Genomic DNA, 17,862 nt, shown 5'->3' with positions numbered 1-17,862 from the left:
TATCAAATCACATGCTTTTTGATTCATGTGAGTATTGATTTAAATTTACAAGTGTTGAAACAATTAATGAAATCACGACTTAATTCTTTTTTCTTTACATTCCTGGAAATGGTTTGACAGAATTTTGTATCGCCAATTCCAGCTTTTCAACCGGAGGTTCGCACATTGCCGCTTCTTCGTCCCCAAAATTTATAAATTTAACATTTTCCTTGGTAATAGGTGTCCATTCAGCTAATTCACCATTATTAGGATTACCACTCTTTATAAAAGCAGCAAAATAGTCTATCATGTTATCAGTTATGCGATAGTCAATTTCTGTAAATGGACGCCAATTTAAATCCAATGACCCAAAAGCATACCAAAGATCACATGCATGATACGCACCTGCGTCATCCCCTGGTAGTTGCCTGTCCATGTAGTATGCGTATACAGGGCTTCTACCAGCTTCACTTTGGCTTACTGCCCATTCGATAGCTTTGGTATAAAGAATATACGGAAACATATCTTCACTAGATAATCCAAAAATACATGGGATATCATTTACTTCTCCATTTGCAACTAATTCTGATACAGGTTTTGGGATAATATCACCATCTATAATAGGCTTTGCAGAATGATTAGTTAAATCAATATCCGTTGCCATAGCTTCGGTCCATGCCTTATAAATTTCTTTAGACGGTTTATTTTTTAGTTTATCTATTGAGTCAACTCCAAATTTTTTCTTTACAATATCCCAAGTAGCTTCAGTAAACCATGGCTTCGCTGGAATACCTAGAACATCGAGATTTCCTCCGCCACTCATCATAATCGCACCTGAAAGTAGGCCTTTTGCCTGTGGTGAGTAAAGCAAGCATTGTAAAGATAATGCTCCTGCACTCTCGCCTATTCCAACAACATTATCAGGATTACCTCCGAATGCTGCTATATTTTCTTTAAGCCATTTAAAGGCTACAATCTGATCTTTTAATGCATAATTACCATTATGGTCTTCGTCATATGCGTTAGCAAAAGCATTAAGGCGATAATTTATACTAACCATAATTATACCGCGTTTGCAGTATTCCTCTCCTATAATGTAGGTTGCACTGTTGCCACCGCTAACAAAAGAACCACCATGAACAAACACCGCAACAGGAGCATTTTCTACACCTTCCGGTACCCAGATATTTAGATTAAGGCAGTCTTCACTGTAGTTAATAACAGGCTTTTCAGCCGCCTGATCATAGTAAAATTTTGAAAAAGGAGTGTCATGACCCTCAAAAAATGCATTGTATTGTAAGCACCATGGACCAGATTTAGTAGCATCATACTCGCCCTGCCAGCCTTGAATAATTTCGGGATCTTCCCAACGTGCGGCAGTGGCATAGCGTACTCCCTTGTAAAGTGAATATCCATCTTTTCTGATACCCTTTATTTTACCACATGGTGTATCAGCAAATATGTAACTGCATGGTTTATTTTTGTATCTCATTTTTTATTAAATCTCTCCTTCCTACCAGTATCGATATTCCGAATAGTAGTATCTAATTACTATTGGTATATAAATATTATCATGTCAACTTTATTAGTTCAAATAGCTAAAAGTCAGTGGAGAATATACCTTTTAGGAATACCAATAGTGTGAATCACTGTGTTGCAACACAATTTAAGCCGCCAAATCTTAAAAACATCAAGACTTGACGGCTAGTTCAGACCAAGGTTAATGGTTATGCATATCCATAATTATAGTTATATCAAGCATGTTACCTTACTCATTTGTAATAACTTATCAACACTCAAATAGATTAATATTCCGAAGTATATTCACCTAATATATTAATAAATTCATTGGCAAGAGGAGATCTTACCGTATTTGTCCTCTGCAACCATCCCATTTCAAACTGCATGTTTTCGCCAGGGATTGGTATCAATCTTATGTCATCGAAGAAACCATATCTTTCATATATCCCATTATTTAGCAAAATTAAAGAGAATCCATCAGTCTTACAAACCATTCCCCTCATCGTTCCAGTATTATTAGTTATTATCTCCTTGTTTGATGTTTCAAGCTTGCTCCTTCCGAAGATTTGACGCATAAATTCCCATCCTGTAACTTTCGAAGGTGAGGACGGAGATATGGCTATTATAGGCATGTCCGCTAGGCGACGAAGCTCAAGTCCTTTAATTTCTTCCGGATAGTTTCTACTGCTTTTACTAACACCAATATATGGTACAACCCCTCCAAGACAGCGATATTCAACACCCTTTGCAAGTGCTTTATTTATTATTTTCTTAAGGTCATTATGCCAGAAAGTAACGATACCTATTTCAACTTCACCTTTGTTAATTAGCTCCAGTTGATCATCAAATCCACATTCAGTATACCTTATATTTATTGGATTCTTACTATATTTATTATAAAGTTCAGGTATCATGTGTTGCATAAAATGGTAAGACATGGATGCTATGTTTAGTTCCATAAAAGCTGTCACAGATTTTCTTTTAAACAAATCATACTCAAGTTTGTCAACCTGATCTAAAATATCCTGAGCATTATCAACAAATCTTCGTCCAATAGGTGTTAACCGTATACCCGTACTCACTCTCTCGAATATTTGTATTCCAATTTCTTCTTCAAACTTTTTCAGTATTTTTGATACGCCTGGTTGAGAAATAAATAGGTTTTGTGCAGCCCCTGATATTGACCCGGCTTTTGCTATTTCAACTATTACTTCAATCTGGGATATTTTCATTTTATACCTTCCTCCAGTAGACCACAGAAAATATTGAATGTGCTTACATGTAAAGTATATTTAATATTTTTATGCTTGTCAACTTGGGCTTTGACAGTTATACAATAATAGGATCTAGAAAAATCAAGCATTTATCACATGACCGTTGAAAAATCACTCTAAATAATGCTAGGGTTTTTTTAACTTGCTGGACTTCAAATACAGTTATTCAAAGCTTTCAATATTTCTTGTTTTTATAGTATAATAAATGATATTAAGATATTAAGGAGTGACTTTTATGTTAAAAGCTATGCTAGTTAACTTTAACAATAAGGAAATGTTTTTCTTAGCTTACTTAATCTGTATAAATCTTTTTTCATTTATATTGTTTGGGGTAGATAAGAAGAAGGCTGTAAAGAGTCAATGGAGAATATCCGAGGCTTCATTGCTAGGTGTTTCTATATTAGGAGGAGCAATAGGGTCTTTAATAGGAATGGTTATTTTCAAACATAAATTATCTAAGAAAGTCTTTTATATTGGTATACCATTAATGATAATATTAACTAAGATTGTAGAAATAATTATATTTAATTTTATTAGAAATTTATAACTAAATAAGGGATCTTGCTTTCACAATATCCCTTATTCTCCGTTGAGCAAAATAATACATTCTCTAATGTGTTCCAAATAATTATAAGTTATCCTTAATAACTGCTTGAATGCATTCATCTTTATTAAAATCTTCATGGGGAGTCGGATCTACATAAATATGAGGAGTGGTCTTTGTTTCCATATTTATGGTGCCATCCGCATTGATTCCTAGTTCTCTACTATATCTAATTACAAACTTACTATTGTACAAAAAATAGAGTGGAATTTCTTCAAATACTCTATCTCCCCCAGTTGTTTCTCCAACTAATGTAGCGAATCCTGAATCCTTGGCAAAGGAAGCAAATTTTTCAGAGGCTGAAAAGACACCCTTATCTACTAGTAAATATATTTTACCATTAAAATCTATAAGGTCTGAAGTGTCCAAGCTCTTATTCCATGGATTTATACGAATGGAGTAAGTATTATAAAAATCAAAGTCTTTTACTTCATGTGGAAATTGATTTAATGTTTCTTCATCTAATTCACTAATAACTCTTAGGTTTCTCACTTTATATACATCAAGGTTATTTCTATGACCATCTTTAAAAAAAACATGATATTTTGCAGTTAAAGTCTCATCTGTTAGTAACTCTACAATATTTGTCCAATAAACATTATATCCTCCACCATTACCCCTTATATCAATAATTAGCTTTTCATATCCTTCTACATCCTTTAGAAATTTACTTATTTTAAAATAATCCTCTTCCACTACATCAAAGTTAGCCATCTTTTTAATTTTCATATATGCCAATTTATCTTCTATTAATACTTTAGTTTCTAAAACAGCTTCTTGATACAATTCAATACATTCTATATTACCATCAAATTTGTATCTATTCATAACATGAGGATTAGTAAGGGCTTCATACCAAGGAAGGTATCTAAGAGCATTGTATTTAGCATAACTCAAATAATAAACTTTGTAAAATTCTCTATAATTTCCACCATTAAATATATTAACATGACCATTGTTTAAATCATCTAATATCCTATCCATAGCTACAAAAAACTCTGCATCATTTTTTGTATTTCTAATTAATCTTTCATATTTTCTTTTATTTGATAACCAATCTATTCCATGTAGTCTTTCGTTTACTTTAAAAAAAGGATAGTTTTTTTCTAGTAAATCATACAAATACTCAAAGTCTTGAAGCTTTTCTTTAGTTGTTAAGTTAGCTTCCAGTATTTCATAATCAGATGCATCCATTGCTGTTACTTGAAATTCATCTCTGCTGTTGTAAGTCCTTTCTAAAGTAACTGTTGATAGTATTATTAATGTAGCAATAATGAGTCTTCTTTTCCACTTTTTAGTCATTTCAACCTCCTTATTACACTATAACATTAATAGAATTAATCCCCTTGGTCTTCTTCATCTATTTCTGCTGTATACTTAAGGGGTTACCCACAATTTAATATTAATACTTAAGCCATGGTTTACTTATAATATATACATTATCAATTATTTAATCAATAATAGCAATTCGACATTACCTACATTACTTGTAGACTTTTGTCAATTAAAAAATGACAGGAGTTTTTTCCTGTCATTTTCTATAAAGTACTCTTATTTAAATATTCCGAAAGGCTTACCTACTGGCAAGAATTTCTTTCCAAAATGTTCATTTAATACTGATGCACCTGCTCCATAGAATGATAATAATGCTATTATCATCTCGGAATATGCAGCTAATTTATGTGGAAATTCTCCTCCAATACCAAATGAATCAAGAGTTAAACCAACAAACAATAGGTCAATAAAGAAGAATATAGAGAATAATACCTTATGGGTCTCCATGGCACCTATAGTCATGAAAATCGTGAAAATCAAATATCCTAAAAATGCAAATCCTAATTGTTTCGTATCTACTGCTGAAGCTAATTTTTCTCCAAATACTCCCATGTTTATCATCCAAGATGCCGCAACACCCATCCAAAAGAATGCATATGCTCCAAATGCAGTAGCACCGAAAGTATTATTCCTTTGTGAATCAGCTATTGAAGCGTATAATTGTGCGAAAGCACCTAAAAATATTGCCCATGGTATAACAAAGGATAAACCAGTTGTTAACCCTAATTTTTGTGATGATGCTACAAATGTTACCATTGCTAGTCCAAACAATCCTATGGCTGATGGGTCTGCATTAACAATTTTAATGTTTTGTGTCTGATTTGTGTTCATAACTTCCTCCTTTAAAATAATGTAACCTTATCTATGATACCATTTTTAAAAGATTTTTCAAGTTAATCTTTTATCATTTTAGGAATAAGTTATTTAGATGTTTTCAATCTGCCAATCTATGGGTTTCTTACCTATAGATTCTAAAAACCTATTAGTTTTAGAAAAAGGCTTGGATCCAAAGAAACCTCTGCTAGCAGATAAGGGACTAGGGTGAACCGATTTTATTATATGATGCTTTGTATTGCTTATTAGGGATTCTTTTTTTATGGCATTATTTCCCCAGAGAATAAAGACTATAGGGTCTTCTCTTTCATTTAGTAATTTAATTATATGGTCTGTAAATATCTCCCATCCAATTTTACTATGGGAATTCGCTTCTCCAGCCCTTACTGTCAAAGCAGTATTTAACAACAATACTCCTTCTTCTGCCCATTTCTTCAAGACTCCATTGTTAGGTATATAACATCCTAGGTCATTCTTTAGTTCCTTGTACATATTCAATAATGAAGGTGGTATTCTTACTCCTTCCTTCACAGAAAATGCTAATCCATAGGCTTGATTTGGTCCATGATAAGGATCCTGCCCTAGTATGACAACCTTCACATCTTTATAAGCAGTAAAATGCAATGCATTGAAAATATCATGCATATTGGGATATATGGTCTTATTTTTATATTCTTCTAATAAAAATTCTCTAAGTTTAAGATAATATTCCTTTTGCATTTCATCTTCTAATAAATCCTGCCAATCATTATTAAATATTTTTTTCATATGCTTCTTCTCCCTTCCTCTCTAATATATATTCTACCCAATTTTTAAAATAAAGCTAAACCATTTTCGGCTTAGCTTTATTATTATAAAAAATTTAATTTTTCATAGTTTTAATTAAAATTACTTCCTGTGCCTTGGACAATTATCTCCATTGCTAAACCAGCTACATGGCTTGCATCCCAAACATTCTACAATCTTTTCTCCATCTTTTACATGATTTGCAAAATTATAATCTGAAAGCTGCCCTCTACCTATAGCAACGAAATCCACTAAATTATGATCTATCAAATAGCGAGCTTTTTCTGGAGTGTTAATTGAATTTACAGCAATTACTGGAATATTTACATGTTCTTTTATTTTAGTTCCACCATATACTATCCAATTGCAAGGGAAATCTTCTGGCAATTCTTGGTTTATTCTTGTATTATCAAAGCCTGTGGAAACATGAAGATAATCTATACCCATATTTTCAAACTTCTTTGCCATATCAATACTAGTTTCTAAATCACTCTCATTACAACCCATGCGTATACCAACTATAAAATTCTCATTTACATTTTGCTTAATTCCTTCAATTATTCTCCCTGCAATTCTCACTCTATTATCCAGGCTTCCACCATATTCATCTTCTCGTTTATTTACTTTAGTGGAAAAGAACTGTGTCAAAAGATATGAATGAGCACCATGAATCTCAATCCCATCGAATCCAGCTTTTTCTGCCCTAATAGCTGCATTTATAAAGTCTTCCTCTATGGAATGTATTTCACTTATGGTCATAGCCCTAGCTGTTACCTTTCCATCGTCATAATCTGAGGATGTTGCAGTATCTTCATTTATAGCCTTGGATGTTCTAATGCCAGCGTGATGAAGTTGTATAAATACCTTAGCCCCATTTTCATGGCAAGTTTGTGATATCTTCTTTAATCCATCTATAAACTTGTCCGACCATATTCCCAATTGATCTGCTGACAATCTTCCTTTTTCATTAACACAAGTTGCCTCTACAATGATTAATCCAGCCCCACCCTTAGCTATTGATTCGTAGTGATTAATATTTTTTTCTGATACAAAAGCATTCTTTTCTGCAAATGAAAAGCAAACCATAGGTGGTAGTACTATTCTATTCTTTATTTCTAGATTCTTTATCTTTCTTGATTTAAACAATGACTCCATTTTATCCCATCCTTTCATATTAACCAGACATGGGAAGGGCCCCAGTGCCTTACTATTTTGCTAAATTGTTTTTGAAGCTTTGCTTCTAGTGAACCAGCTGCTTATAATAGCAGAGGCACACCCAACTCCTTTTTCAACTCCTATGGCATTTACAGGGCAATTAATATCACATGCCCCACATTCTATACATCTGTCCTTATTAGATAAAAAGGCTTTTCCTTCATCTATACTGATAACAGCATGTGGACACACATTAAGACATATACCACATCCCCCGCATTTCTCTTGATTGATTTCTATCTTTGCAACATTTTTAATATATTTCATAAGTAAATTCCTCCTCAGCCCATTACAGAAACTTATCTACAAGCATAAGGACTATCCCTACTAATGCAGAAATGACTATTATTGGCGTTGATAATAGAACTTCTTTTTTTACACCAGATAAAGATGTAAATGTTGTAGAACCAGTAAAATTCATACCTAAATAACTAATCATTGAAGACAACAATAATCCATTGCCCACATTCATTAATATGCTATTATTATAATGAAAAACACTGGAATATGTAATCACTACAAAAGACCAGATAATCCCCAAAATTAGTGCCTTAATAGAAAACATTCTAAATGGTAATATGGGGAGAAGTATTGGAAATAATATTGTCCCGATAATTGCTGCTATAATATAGGGAAGTGTATTTAATGCCCCACTTTTCAGGATTTGCATAATGCTATGATTTGCTCCTCCTATTAATTGCATAAAGATAAAGAATATAAAAGCAAATGGTAAATACTTAATACACATTACAGATTCAAGGGGTGAAACTGCTATTCTTTCTCTTAGGTTGAATTTTACTCTTCTCATTTCTTCAGTAGCTTGACAATTACTTTCTAAAAACTCTTTAATATCCTTGGCATAAACTGGTCCATATGCAATCTTAAATCCAGTAAACTTAGTTACTTGATAAGCACTTACTCCTGGCGCACCTAGCTGAGGTAGGATCAGTTGTTTATGAGTAACTAGTTTTTTTAACTTGCACTTATTAATTCTATATATGATTTCTTCAGTGGAGAATGTTCCCTTCCCTGCTGCACACCAGACATTCACACCATTTGTATCAATAACCAAAATCCATAGGTTTAATCCATTAAGCTCTTTTCTGAGCTTATCTATTGTCAACTTATAATTTGCTGTTACTAATACATGAGATTCCTCATTAGGAGTACCTATTGCATATATCCCAGTAGGCACTTTATAGTCATCTCTACCGATTCCTAATCTTACTCCTAAATTACCTAATCTATCTTTCTCTTTAAGCTCAGTAGTTAAAGTACTTATTAGACCTAGAGGAGTTTCTATTTGACCATCTAATGCATGTATAATTCTTATATCTTTTATATCTTCTTCTTTTTGCTTAATTTTATCTTTTAATCGCTCTTCCAAACTAGAAGTTGTCGGTTTTTCAATAACTCAACATGTGTTGTTATTAGATATGTCCTTATTCATATCAAAACTCCCCTCCTCAATATTCTAATTTCTACTAAACAAGTTTTAATTGCTTATGATAAGATGGTGTTTATAATTTAATTATGTCCTTTATTACTTCCCCAGCAATAATCAATCCTGCCACAGATGGTACAAAGGATACACTCCCTGGTATTTGCCTTCTAGCAGTACAATTTCGTGCTGTACCTGGAGGGCAAACACATTTGTTTTTACAGTTATCCTCTTCATTTTCTATTGGCTTTAATGCTGGTTCTTTTGAATATACTACCTTTAAAGAATCTATACCTCTTTTTCTTAATTCTGAACGCATGGTTCTAGCAAGAGGACATATAGTCGTTTTAAATATATCTGTGACTTCAAATTTAGTTGGATCTAGCTTATTTCCTGCACCCATGCAAGAAATAATTGGAGTATTACATGCCTTTGATTTTTCAATTAGGATTAGCTTTGAGGATACAGTATCAATAGCATCTACCACATAAGTGTATTTAGATAGATCAAAATCATCTGCGTTATCTACAGTATAGAAAGTCTGATGTATCTCTACATTCACCTTTGGATTTATTTCTAAGATTCTATCTCTCATTACTTCTACTTTATGTTTACCTATGGTCTTTCTTGTGGCTATTAGTTGTCTATTTATATTTGTCAAACATACTTTATCATCATCTATTATGGCAATATTACCTACTCCACTTCTTACCAAAGCTTCTACTGTAAAGGAGCCAACTCCACCTATTCCAAATACTGCAACAGATGAGCTTTTTAGCTTTTCTACTCCTTCAACGCCAAGCAAAAGCTCGGTTCTTGAAAATTCATTCATCTATTTCTCTCCTTAAGTCAAATTTTAATATGAAAATCCCACTATAAAGTGGGATTCATTAATATATTATACTATTTTAAATCAGGGATATCTACCCTAGATTATTATTGAGTCTTACTTTGTTTGTTTTAGATGCAACTTAGCCTCTTCAACTAATTCTTTCATTAGATCTTTTACTGGCATAATTCTATCTATCTTATATGAATTGGCACCTGCAAAAACAAATCCCGAGTTAAGGTTTCCCTTTTGTCCATTTATTAATGCATTTGCTATACAATACTGGACTTCTTCAGGTTTGCATGGTTTAAGACAATTTGTAATACATTTAATTGGTTTCCTTAAGCCCATCTTCGCATCCTCTATAAACTTATTATTTATAGCTCGACCTACTAAACCAACAGGACTGTTAATTAAAACTATGTCTTCTTCCTTTACATTTATATAAGCTTCTTTAAATGAATCCGATGCATCACATTCATCAGTAGCTGCAAATCTACTTCCCATTTGAACTCCTGATGCACCTAGATTAATTAATCTAGCAATATCTTCACCATTCATTATTCCACCAGCAGCTATAACGGGAATTTCTCTCTTATACTTTTCTTCATATGGTTTAATAGCTTCCAATACTTCAATTAGCAATACATCTAAATCCTTAGAGGGATCATCTAATTCTTCCCTAGAAAATCCTAAATGCCCACCAGCTTTTGGCCCCTCAAGTACTATGGCATCTGGAACTACATCATATCTTTTATCCCAAGTCTTGCATATTAAAGTAGCAGCTCTGTCAGACGAAACAATAGGTACAACCTTTGTATCAGTTCCCTTTGTAAAACTAGGTAGACTTAGTGGAAGTCCAGCACCTGAAAAGATTATATCTATTTTTTCCCTGACAGCCTCTACAACTATTTCTTCAAAATTATTCAGTACAGCCATAATATTGATACCTATTATGCCATTTTTTGATATTTCTTTAGCCTTTCTAATATGATACTTTAGTGCCCTTGAATTAGCTTCCTTCTTATCTTTGTAATAATCACCTTCATTAAAACCAATCTCAACACCAGATAACACTCCTATTCCCCCATTTAAAGCAACATTGCCTGCTAGGTTTGATAAGGAAATTCCTACACCCATACCTCCTTGCACAATGGGTAATTTAGCAACTAGATTTCCTATTTTAAGTTCAGGTAGTTTCATTTTTACCTCCTATAAAATTATTTGTACTATATAATATAGCCTAGTACTTAGTATATATATGTTTACACAAAAAAGAAAGTGCCTTTTTTATGTAGCTATAAATTAAGCAAGTTTCCTATAACAATGATTTGATTTATTTTCTTTTAGCTTGGGTATAATTATATAGAATATACTAATAGGAGTGATTTTATGAGATTTCCAATTGGTTTTATAGGCCATGGTTCACCTATAAATATCATATCAGATAACGAATATACTAAAAGCATTTATAATATCTGTGAAAATTTGCCTACACCAAAGGCAATTGTAGTAGTGACCGCTCACTGGATGTCAGACGGAGCTACTGCAGTAACTACTACAGAAAATCCAGAGCTTATATATGATTTTTATGGTTTTCCAGAGGAATTATATAAGGTAAAATATCCATGCCCTGGATTTCCAGAAATTGAAGAAATCCTAAAAAGTAGTAATGTCAAGCCAATAGATACTTATGGTCTTGATCATGGAGTATGGTCAATATTAAAACATATGTATCCAAAGGCAGATATTCCAGTAGTTGCCATGAGTATTGATATTGCACAGCCTGCTGAATACCATTATGAGATGGGAAAAAAATTAAAATTCTTAAGAGAAAATGATGTTTTGGTCTTAGGTAGTGGGAATATTGTCCACAACTTATACTTAGCAGATATGTATTCTGATCCTAATCCATATGATTGGGCAATTGATTTTGAAAATGAAGTAATAAGTGACCTTGGAGCAAGAAATTTTAATCATTTAGTAGAATATGGTGATAAGAAAACTAAGTCAATACCTACTAAAGATCATTACCTACCACTATTGTATATATTAGGAATGGTAGATAAAGATGATAGCTTAGATATAATTTATAAGGGGATTCAAAATAAATCTATATCTATGCTAAGCTTTTTATTTAAATAATTTTATTATAGGGCTAGCTTGTAGCTGGCCTTATATTTTCTGGAGGAATGTAAATGAAAAAGGTTAATAAACCTAAAAGACCATTAATATATTATTATGCAATTACTATGCTTGTAGTAATGATACTTAACGCTTTTGTATTTCCAGCTTTCTTAAAACAACAAATAACAGAAGTAGATTATGGCACATTTTTAACGCAAATAGAAGAAGGAAATGTTAAAAAAGTTGAAGTCCAAGACAACAAAATCGGCTTTGTCACTTTGGATGAAGATGGAAAAGAAGCTTTATTTATAACAGGTAGGATGGATGACCCTGATTTGGTCAATCGTTTAAATGAACAAAGAGATAAAATCAGTTTCTTGGAAGTAATTCCTAGAGAAAGATCTCCCATTGAAAATTTCTTATTATCTTGGGTTGTACCAATATTTTTCTTTGTTATCATTGGTCAATTACTTTCCCGTAATTTACAAGGTAGAATGGGTGGTAATTCCATGAGCTTTGGTAAAAGTAATGCAAAGGTATATGTAGAGGCACAAACAGGAAAGACATTCACTGATGTTGCTGGACAAAATGAAGCAAAAGAAGCTCTGACCGAAATCGTTGACTTCTTGCATAATCCAAAAAAATATGCTGAAATCGGTGCCCAACTCCCTAAGGGAGCATTGCTTGTAGGCCCGCCTGGTACAGGTAAAACATTATTAGCCCAAGCAGTTGCAGGAGAAGCAAAAGTTCCCTTTTTCTCTATATCAGGATCTGAATTTGTTGAAATGTTTGTAGGTATGGGTGCAGCCCGTGTTCGTGATTTGTTTAAACAAGCACAGGAAAAAGCCCCTTGTATAGTCTTTATCGATGAAATTGATGCAATCGGTAAAAAGCGTGATAATTCAGGTATGGGTGGAAATGATGAGCGTGAACAAACACTAAATCAGCTACTTACTGAAATGGATGGATTTGATGGCAGTATAGGAGTTGTCATTTTAGCTGCAACTAATAGACCTGAGACTTTAGATAAAGCTCTTTTGCGTCCGGGAAGATTTGATAGGCGTATTCCCGTAGAATTACCTGATTTAAAAGGTCGTGAAGATATATTAAAAGTACATGCTAAAAAGATCAAGGTTGAAGACAATATTGACTATAATGCCATCGCTAGAGCCACCTCAGGTGCGTCAGGGGCGGAACTGGCGAATATTGTAAATGAAGCAGCTTTACGGGCAGTAAAGTTTGGAGGAACTAAAGTTAATCAATGGGATTTGGAAGAATCAGTTGAAACAGTCATAGCTGGATACCAAAGAAAGGGTGCAGTCATATCTCCAAAGGAAAAACTTATTGTTTCCTACCATGAGATTGGCCACGCATTAGTAGCAGCTAAGCAGAAAAATACTGCTCCTGTTCACAAAATAACCATTATTCCTAGAACTTCTGGAGCCTTAGGATATACAATGCAAGTTGAAGAAGATGAGAAATTTTTAATGTCAAAAGAAGAATTATTTAATAGAATAGTTACTTTAACTGGTGGACGGGCTGCTGAAGAAGTAATATTTGATTCAATTACAACCGGAGCATCTAATGATATTGAACAAGCTACTAAAATTGCCAGGGCAATGATAACTAGATATGGAATGAGTGATGAATTTGGTATGGTAGCATTAGAAACCGTTTCAAATCAATATCTTGGTGGAGACCCTGCTCTTGCTTGTTCTCCTGAAATGTCTTCTAAAATAGATGAAGCAGTTCTTCAAATCATTAAGGAATCCTATGAAAAATCCAAAAATATTCTTAAGGAGAATATAGGCAAGCTCCATGAACTATCTGAGTATCTATTGGAGAAAGAAACCATAAGTGGAGAGGAATTTATGGCAATCTTAGATAATCCTGAAAATAAGTATAATAGTAATAAAGATAAAATTTAATATTACAAAAAATAAAACCAGCTTTTTAGCTGGTTTTTTTACTTGTAGTACATCATTAATATAAACTAATCCCATTTATATACTTCTTTTGATGTTTTATCTTTGGACTTATTGTGAAGTTTTTCCTTCTTTTTAAGATTCATCCTTTCTTTTCTGGCAGCAAACTTAGCTTCCCTTTGAAGCTTAATATAATTATTCCACCTGTCATCACAGAGAATTCCTGTTGATAGAGCATTTTTAATAGCACAACCTGGTTCTTTTCCATGTTTGCAATCCTTAAATTTACACTGGGTCATTAATTCTTCTATTTCAGAAAATGTTGTATCCAGTCCATCTTCAATATTCCATAGTGATAATTCCCTCATGCCAGGTGTATCTATTATCATTGTTCCATTATTTAGCATAATCAGTTGTCTATGGGTAGTTGTATGTCTGCCTTTACTATCATCTGATCTAATGTCATTAACCTTCATTATGGTATCCCCAGAGAGAGCATTGACTAAAGATGATTTTCCAACACCTGAAGAGCCTAGAAAAACTATGGTTTCTCTAGGTTTAAGATAATTTCTCAGCTCATCTATCCCTTCTCCTGTAACAGAGCTAATATAGAATATTGGTACTCCGATGGCTACTTCCTCAATCTGTGTGGAGAACTCATCTATATCTTCTACTAAATCAGACTTAGTCAAAACAATGGCTGGATTAGCTCCGCTCTCCCAAGCAATGGAAAGATATCTCTCGATTCTTTTTATATTAAAGTCATGATTCAAGGAAGAAATAATAAATACATGATCAAAATTTGCAGCTATCATTTGCTCCTTTTGATAGTGGGTATCAAATCTAGAGAATTTACTCTTTCTATCCAATACATTGTATACTACATCATCTCCATATGGATTTACCTTGATCAAAACAAAATCTCCTACTGCAGGATATATTATATTATAGTTGTCATTATAAAATATTGATCCCTTCAGCTTCGCTCCCTTTTCTATACTATCATATCCAATGATATACATCTCCTTATGCACTGCCATTACCCTTGCTGGTACAAGCTCATCTTTATCAATATTCATTTCTTCTATTTGTTTCTTAAAGCTACTTGTGAATCCATAATCTTCAATTCTTTTACTCATTCAGTTCCTCCATTATTTTCAATTTTTTATTTGTTTTCTTTTCTATAATCCAAGTATTTCTCCTGTCTTCCATATAACATCTCTCCTTTCTAAACCCTAAAAATGGGCACAAAAATACCGTAGACAAAACCATCCATGGATATCTACGGTAATATTATTTAATTATTATCCAGCTGCGAAAGGTTGATTCTACGGCACAAGGTTAATTGCATGACAAAAAAACATACTACTCCTACTTACACCTTGGCCCATATTTGATTTTATTGAGTAACCACCATTATTATCCTTATCATATTAAATCAAATCCTCCTTCCAATACTATAATTTTAGTATATATGTGAGAAATACTGTTGTCAAGAGAAATATAATTCTTTGGTCTACTTTATTTTGCTTACAATATCTTTAATAACTGAATCAATATCCTGGTTTCCATTTATTATTATTTCTTCTTCCAATAATTCAATGAGTTTAATTTGATTTCTAATGTGTCCATTTTCATCCATTACTCCCATCAAAACTCTTTGATACATTAGATATGATATCTTTTCAGGAATTACACCATCAGCTACTCCCGGATATAAGTTTTTTACATTATCGACCAAAGTCTTGACTATTTGCTTATTTAATATCCTTGAGTAATTTGCTCTACATACTTCAACTAGCTTATCTATTATAAGCTCATATGTCCTTTCATTTACCACATCTAGCTCATTTTGTAACAATACCTTATCATATGACTTTATGCAATATTCATTAGCTTTAAGATTCACATCATCTCTAATTCTTATTATAGGTACTAAAATCCCAGTATCCATTGCTAACTTTTTTCGCTTTTCATTTATAATATTTGTTTTAAGTCCTTCAACAAATGCAGGAATAAGTTTTTCACCGAAAATAATCAGCAAAGGTTCTGCACAAGAATTCATCAAGATTTCTCTTTGCTCTACCATATCATCATTTTCTACTACTTTACCTGTTTCTTGTATTCCCAAAAGATCATTTGAATTTACACCCAAGATAGTACATATACCAGCTACAAGACTAATGTCAGGTAATCCTAATCCTCGTTCCCATTTCGAGACTGCTTGTGGAGTAACCCCAAGTCTTGATGCAAACTCCTCTTGTGTCATATTCTTATTCTGCCTAATCTTAGATAACATATCGCCAAATCTTTTTATATCCATTTATATCTCCCCTTTTTAATATAATCGAAACATACTTTATCTATTTCAAATATATCAATCTATGGGCTCCCTGTAAAGCAACTAACTGTTTAGTATGGAGTCAACTACTATACTTAGGATAGAAAAAGATAGGTATATAATATGCGTAAAAAATAATAGGGTTAATTTTGATGAATGGTGATATGAATTTTTTCAAGGGATATTGAGCATATTTATAATGTTAAACAAAATTGAAGTGAAAGGAATGATGAAATGAAAGATAAAGAAATGGAAAAGACCCGTTCTATGAACATTATTTCTGCACCAGGCAATGTCATTTCTAGTGATAAAGCATCAATCTCAAACAATGATTCTTCCTGCATCTATGGAGGTAAAAATCATGGAGTTGGTTCCGTCATCAAGAATGAAGATGGTAGAACATATACTTGTACAGAGGATGGTACTTGGCAAATCTCCAAGGATAAAGAATAGGAAGAAAGCTTGCATATTAATAAACTGTCCATTTAATTTGTGATGGACAGTTTGATATGCTGCAAATCTTCTAGTGCTTTAGGAGAATATTCAATCTTTGACATAATTATAATCCCAACATAGCTTCAACATCATCTGGTGAAAGCCACCCTTCCTCTCTTGCTGATTTCTCACCTTCTCCTAACTTTGCCAATAATCTAATGCTAGCTTTTAACTTATCTAATTCTTCAAGCTTTATAATAGCATATTCTCCTCGTCCATTTCTGGTTAAATAGACTGGACTATCTTCCTTTACTTCATTGAGTACTTCTGTATAATTCCGTAAATCAGAAATTGGTTTAATATTCAGCATAATGATCATCTCCTTATGCAGCTATTTTATCTTATATACAGTTAATAACAATGTAAATTTACATGTTTTTTTGCAGCAACTCTATTGTATTTTCTAAAAGCCTTGCTTTTCTAGCCATTCATATAACTTTTTGTCACGACAAGATTTTGTCTCTTCATCTCCCTCATATTTTCCTAAGATTAGTTCATCATGGATATTTCCATCTATAATGTATATCACTCTGCTTGCCCTTGCAGCTACTTTTGCATCATGGGTAACAATAATGACCGTAGTACCTTCTGAATTGACCCCATTTATAATATCCATTACTTCTCTTGTGGTGCTATTGTTTAGGGCTCCAGTAGGTTCATCACCAAATAGAATATCCGGATGATTAATAAGAGCCCGGCAGATTGCTGCACGCTGTAGCTGCCCTCCTGAAACCTTCTTAATATCATGACTACCCAGACTGGAAATTCCTGTCTTTTCCATTAGATCATCTGCATCTTGATTTACCTGATCTCTTAAAGTGCCAGCCTTGAATCCAGGGAGTACAATATTATCCCTGATAGATAAATTTTTCAAGAGATATGAGTGTTGAAAAACAAATCCTATCTGCTTTAGTCTTACTTCACTCATCTTTTCATCATTAAGATTTGATATATCCTTGCCACAAAGCAGCACATTACCGGAAGTTGGTCTATCCATTCCACTTATACTATAAAGCAAAGTAGATTTCCCAGAGCCGGACTGTCCCATAATTGCTATGAATTCCCCCTCATCAACCTTAAAACTTATATCATTTAACACCTGTATATCTTCAAAACTTTTACATAAATTATTTACTTCTAATATCCTTTTCAAGTG

Annotated in this window: 18 protein-coding genes; 4 read left to right on the top strand and 14 right to left on the bottom strand. The window is 33.0% G+C overall.

The features are described 5' to 3' along the window. Positions 1-94 precede the first annotated feature (94 nt). Positions 95-1,471, bottom strand: a complete 1,377-nt coding sequence (locus tag RIN63_RS01890; protein WP_310442960.1) for a carboxylesterase family protein — start codon at positions 1,469-1,471, stop codon at positions 95-97. A 313-nt stretch (positions 1,472-1,784) separates the two neighbouring features. Beyond that, a complete protein-coding gene (locus tag RIN63_RS01885; RefSeq protein WP_310442959.1) occupies positions 1,785-2,732 on the bottom strand; it encodes a LysR family transcriptional regulator in 948 nt (315 codons plus the stop codon). 277 nt (positions 2,733-3,009) lie between these two features. On the opposite strand from RIN63_RS01885, the gene RIN63_RS01880 reads away from it, so the two are divergent. Beyond that, entirely contained in the window at positions 3,010-3,321 is a 312-nt protein-coding gene (locus RIN63_RS01880; RefSeq protein ID WP_310442958.1) for a DUF1294 domain-containing protein, read from the top strand. Between the two features lie 81 nt (positions 3,322-3,402). Here the strand turns inward: RIN63_RS01880 and RIN63_RS01875 are convergent, their stop codons facing one another. From RIN63_RS01875 to RIN63_RS01840, 8 genes are all read right to left on the bottom strand, one after another. Further along, the gene (locus RIN63_RS01875) at positions 3,403-4,680 is read right to left on the bottom strand and encodes a S41 family peptidase (protein ID WP_310442957.1); all 1,278 of its coding nucleotides are present in this window, start codon (positions 4,678-4,680) and stop codon (positions 3,403-3,405) included. 249 nt (positions 4,681-4,929) lie between these two features. Further along, positions 4,930-5,544, bottom strand: coding sequence for an acetate uptake transporter (locus RIN63_RS01870; RefSeq protein WP_310442956.1), 615 nt, complete (start codon positions 5,542-5,544; stop codon positions 4,930-4,932). Positions 5,545-5,637: 93 nt separating this feature from the next. Then, a complete protein-coding gene (locus RIN63_RS01865) occupies positions 5,638-6,315 on the bottom strand; it encodes a uracil-DNA glycosylase (protein ID WP_310442955.1) in 678 nt (225 codons plus the stop codon). Between the two features lie 120 nt (positions 6,316-6,435). Next, on the bottom strand, positions 6,436-7,488 hold the full coding sequence (locus tag RIN63_RS01860; RefSeq protein WP_310442954.1) for an NADH:flavin oxidoreductase: 1,053 nt from the start codon (positions 7,486-7,488) through the stop codon (positions 6,436-6,438). A 60-nt stretch (positions 7,489-7,548) separates the two neighbouring features. Continuing rightward, positions 7,549-7,815 carry a mercury methylation ferredoxin HgcB gene (hgcB, locus tag RIN63_RS01855; RefSeq protein WP_310442953.1) on the bottom strand — a complete coding sequence of 89 codons (267 nt, stop codon included), beginning with the start codon at positions 7,813-7,815 and terminating at the stop codon, positions 7,549-7,551. A gap of 22 nt (positions 7,816-7,837) precedes the next feature. Then, positions 7,838-8,959, bottom strand: a complete 1,122-nt coding sequence (hgcA, locus tag RIN63_RS01850; RefSeq protein WP_399324156.1) for a mercury methylation corrinoid protein HgcA — start codon at positions 8,957-8,959, stop codon at positions 7,838-7,840. A 109-nt stretch (positions 8,960-9,068) separates the two neighbouring features. Further along, on the bottom strand, positions 9,069-9,821 hold the full coding sequence (locus RIN63_RS01845; protein ID WP_310442951.1) for a tRNA threonylcarbamoyladenosine dehydratase: 753 nt from the start codon (positions 9,819-9,821) through the stop codon (positions 9,069-9,071). 114 nt (positions 9,822-9,935) lie between these two features. After that, a complete protein-coding gene (locus RIN63_RS01840; protein WP_310442950.1) occupies positions 9,936-11,021 on the bottom strand; it encodes a nitronate monooxygenase family protein in 1,086 nt (361 codons plus the stop codon). Between the two features lie 189 nt (positions 11,022-11,210). Here RIN63_RS01840 and ygiD point away from each other — a divergent pair, with 189 nt between their 5' ends. Further along, on the top strand, positions 11,211-11,963 hold the full coding sequence (gene ygiD / locus RIN63_RS01835) for a 4,5-DOPA dioxygenase extradiol (protein ID WP_310442949.1): 753 nt from the start codon (positions 11,211-11,213) through the stop codon (positions 11,961-11,963). Positions 11,964-12,016: 53 nt separating this feature from the next. Further along, a complete protein-coding gene (gene ftsH / locus RIN63_RS01830) occupies positions 12,017-13,873 on the top strand; it encodes an ATP-dependent zinc metalloprotease FtsH (protein ID WP_310442948.1) in 1,857 nt (618 codons plus the stop codon). Between the two features lie 65 nt (positions 13,874-13,938). Here ftsH and rsgA read toward each other — a convergent pair whose 3' ends face one another. Both rsgA and RIN63_RS01820 read right to left on the bottom strand, forming a co-directional pair. After that, complete coding sequence (rsgA, locus tag RIN63_RS01825) at positions 13,939-15,009, bottom strand: ribosome small subunit-dependent GTPase A (protein ID WP_310442947.1); 1,071 nt, start codon at positions 15,007-15,009, stop codon at positions 13,939-13,941. 377 nt (positions 15,010-15,386) lie between these two features. Then, the gene (locus RIN63_RS01820) at positions 15,387-16,193 is read right to left on the bottom strand and encodes an FHIPEP family type III secretion protein (protein ID WP_310442946.1); all 807 of its coding nucleotides are present in this window, start codon (positions 16,191-16,193) and stop codon (positions 15,387-15,389) included. A gap of 252 nt (positions 16,194-16,445) precedes the next feature. Here RIN63_RS01820 and RIN63_RS01815 point away from each other — a divergent pair, with 252 nt between their 5' ends. Next, on the top strand, positions 16,446-16,664 hold the full coding sequence (locus RIN63_RS01815; RefSeq protein ID WP_310442945.1) for a hypothetical protein: 219 nt from the start codon (positions 16,446-16,448) through the stop codon (positions 16,662-16,664). A 106-nt stretch (positions 16,665-16,770) separates the two neighbouring features. Here RIN63_RS01815 and RIN63_RS01810 read toward each other — a convergent pair whose 3' ends face one another. Both RIN63_RS01810 and RIN63_RS01805 read right to left on the bottom strand, forming a co-directional pair. Next, positions 16,771-17,016, bottom strand: coding sequence for a type II toxin-antitoxin system prevent-host-death family antitoxin (locus tag RIN63_RS01810; RefSeq protein WP_310442944.1), 246 nt, complete (start codon positions 17,014-17,016; stop codon positions 16,771-16,773). Positions 17,017-17,109: 93 nt separating this feature from the next. After that, entirely contained in the window at positions 17,110-17,859 is a 750-nt protein-coding gene (locus RIN63_RS01805; RefSeq protein WP_310442943.1) for an ABC transporter ATP-binding protein, read from the bottom strand. Positions 17,860-17,862: the final 3 nt, after the last annotated feature.

The sequence above is a fragment of the Tissierella sp. genome (genome assembly GCF_031460495.1).
In the GTDB taxonomy this organism is placed as follows: domain Bacteria; phylum Bacillota; class Clostridia; order Tissierellales; family Tissierellaceae; genus JAVKTS01.
This window is presented reverse-complemented; position numbering and strand designations above follow the sequence as displayed.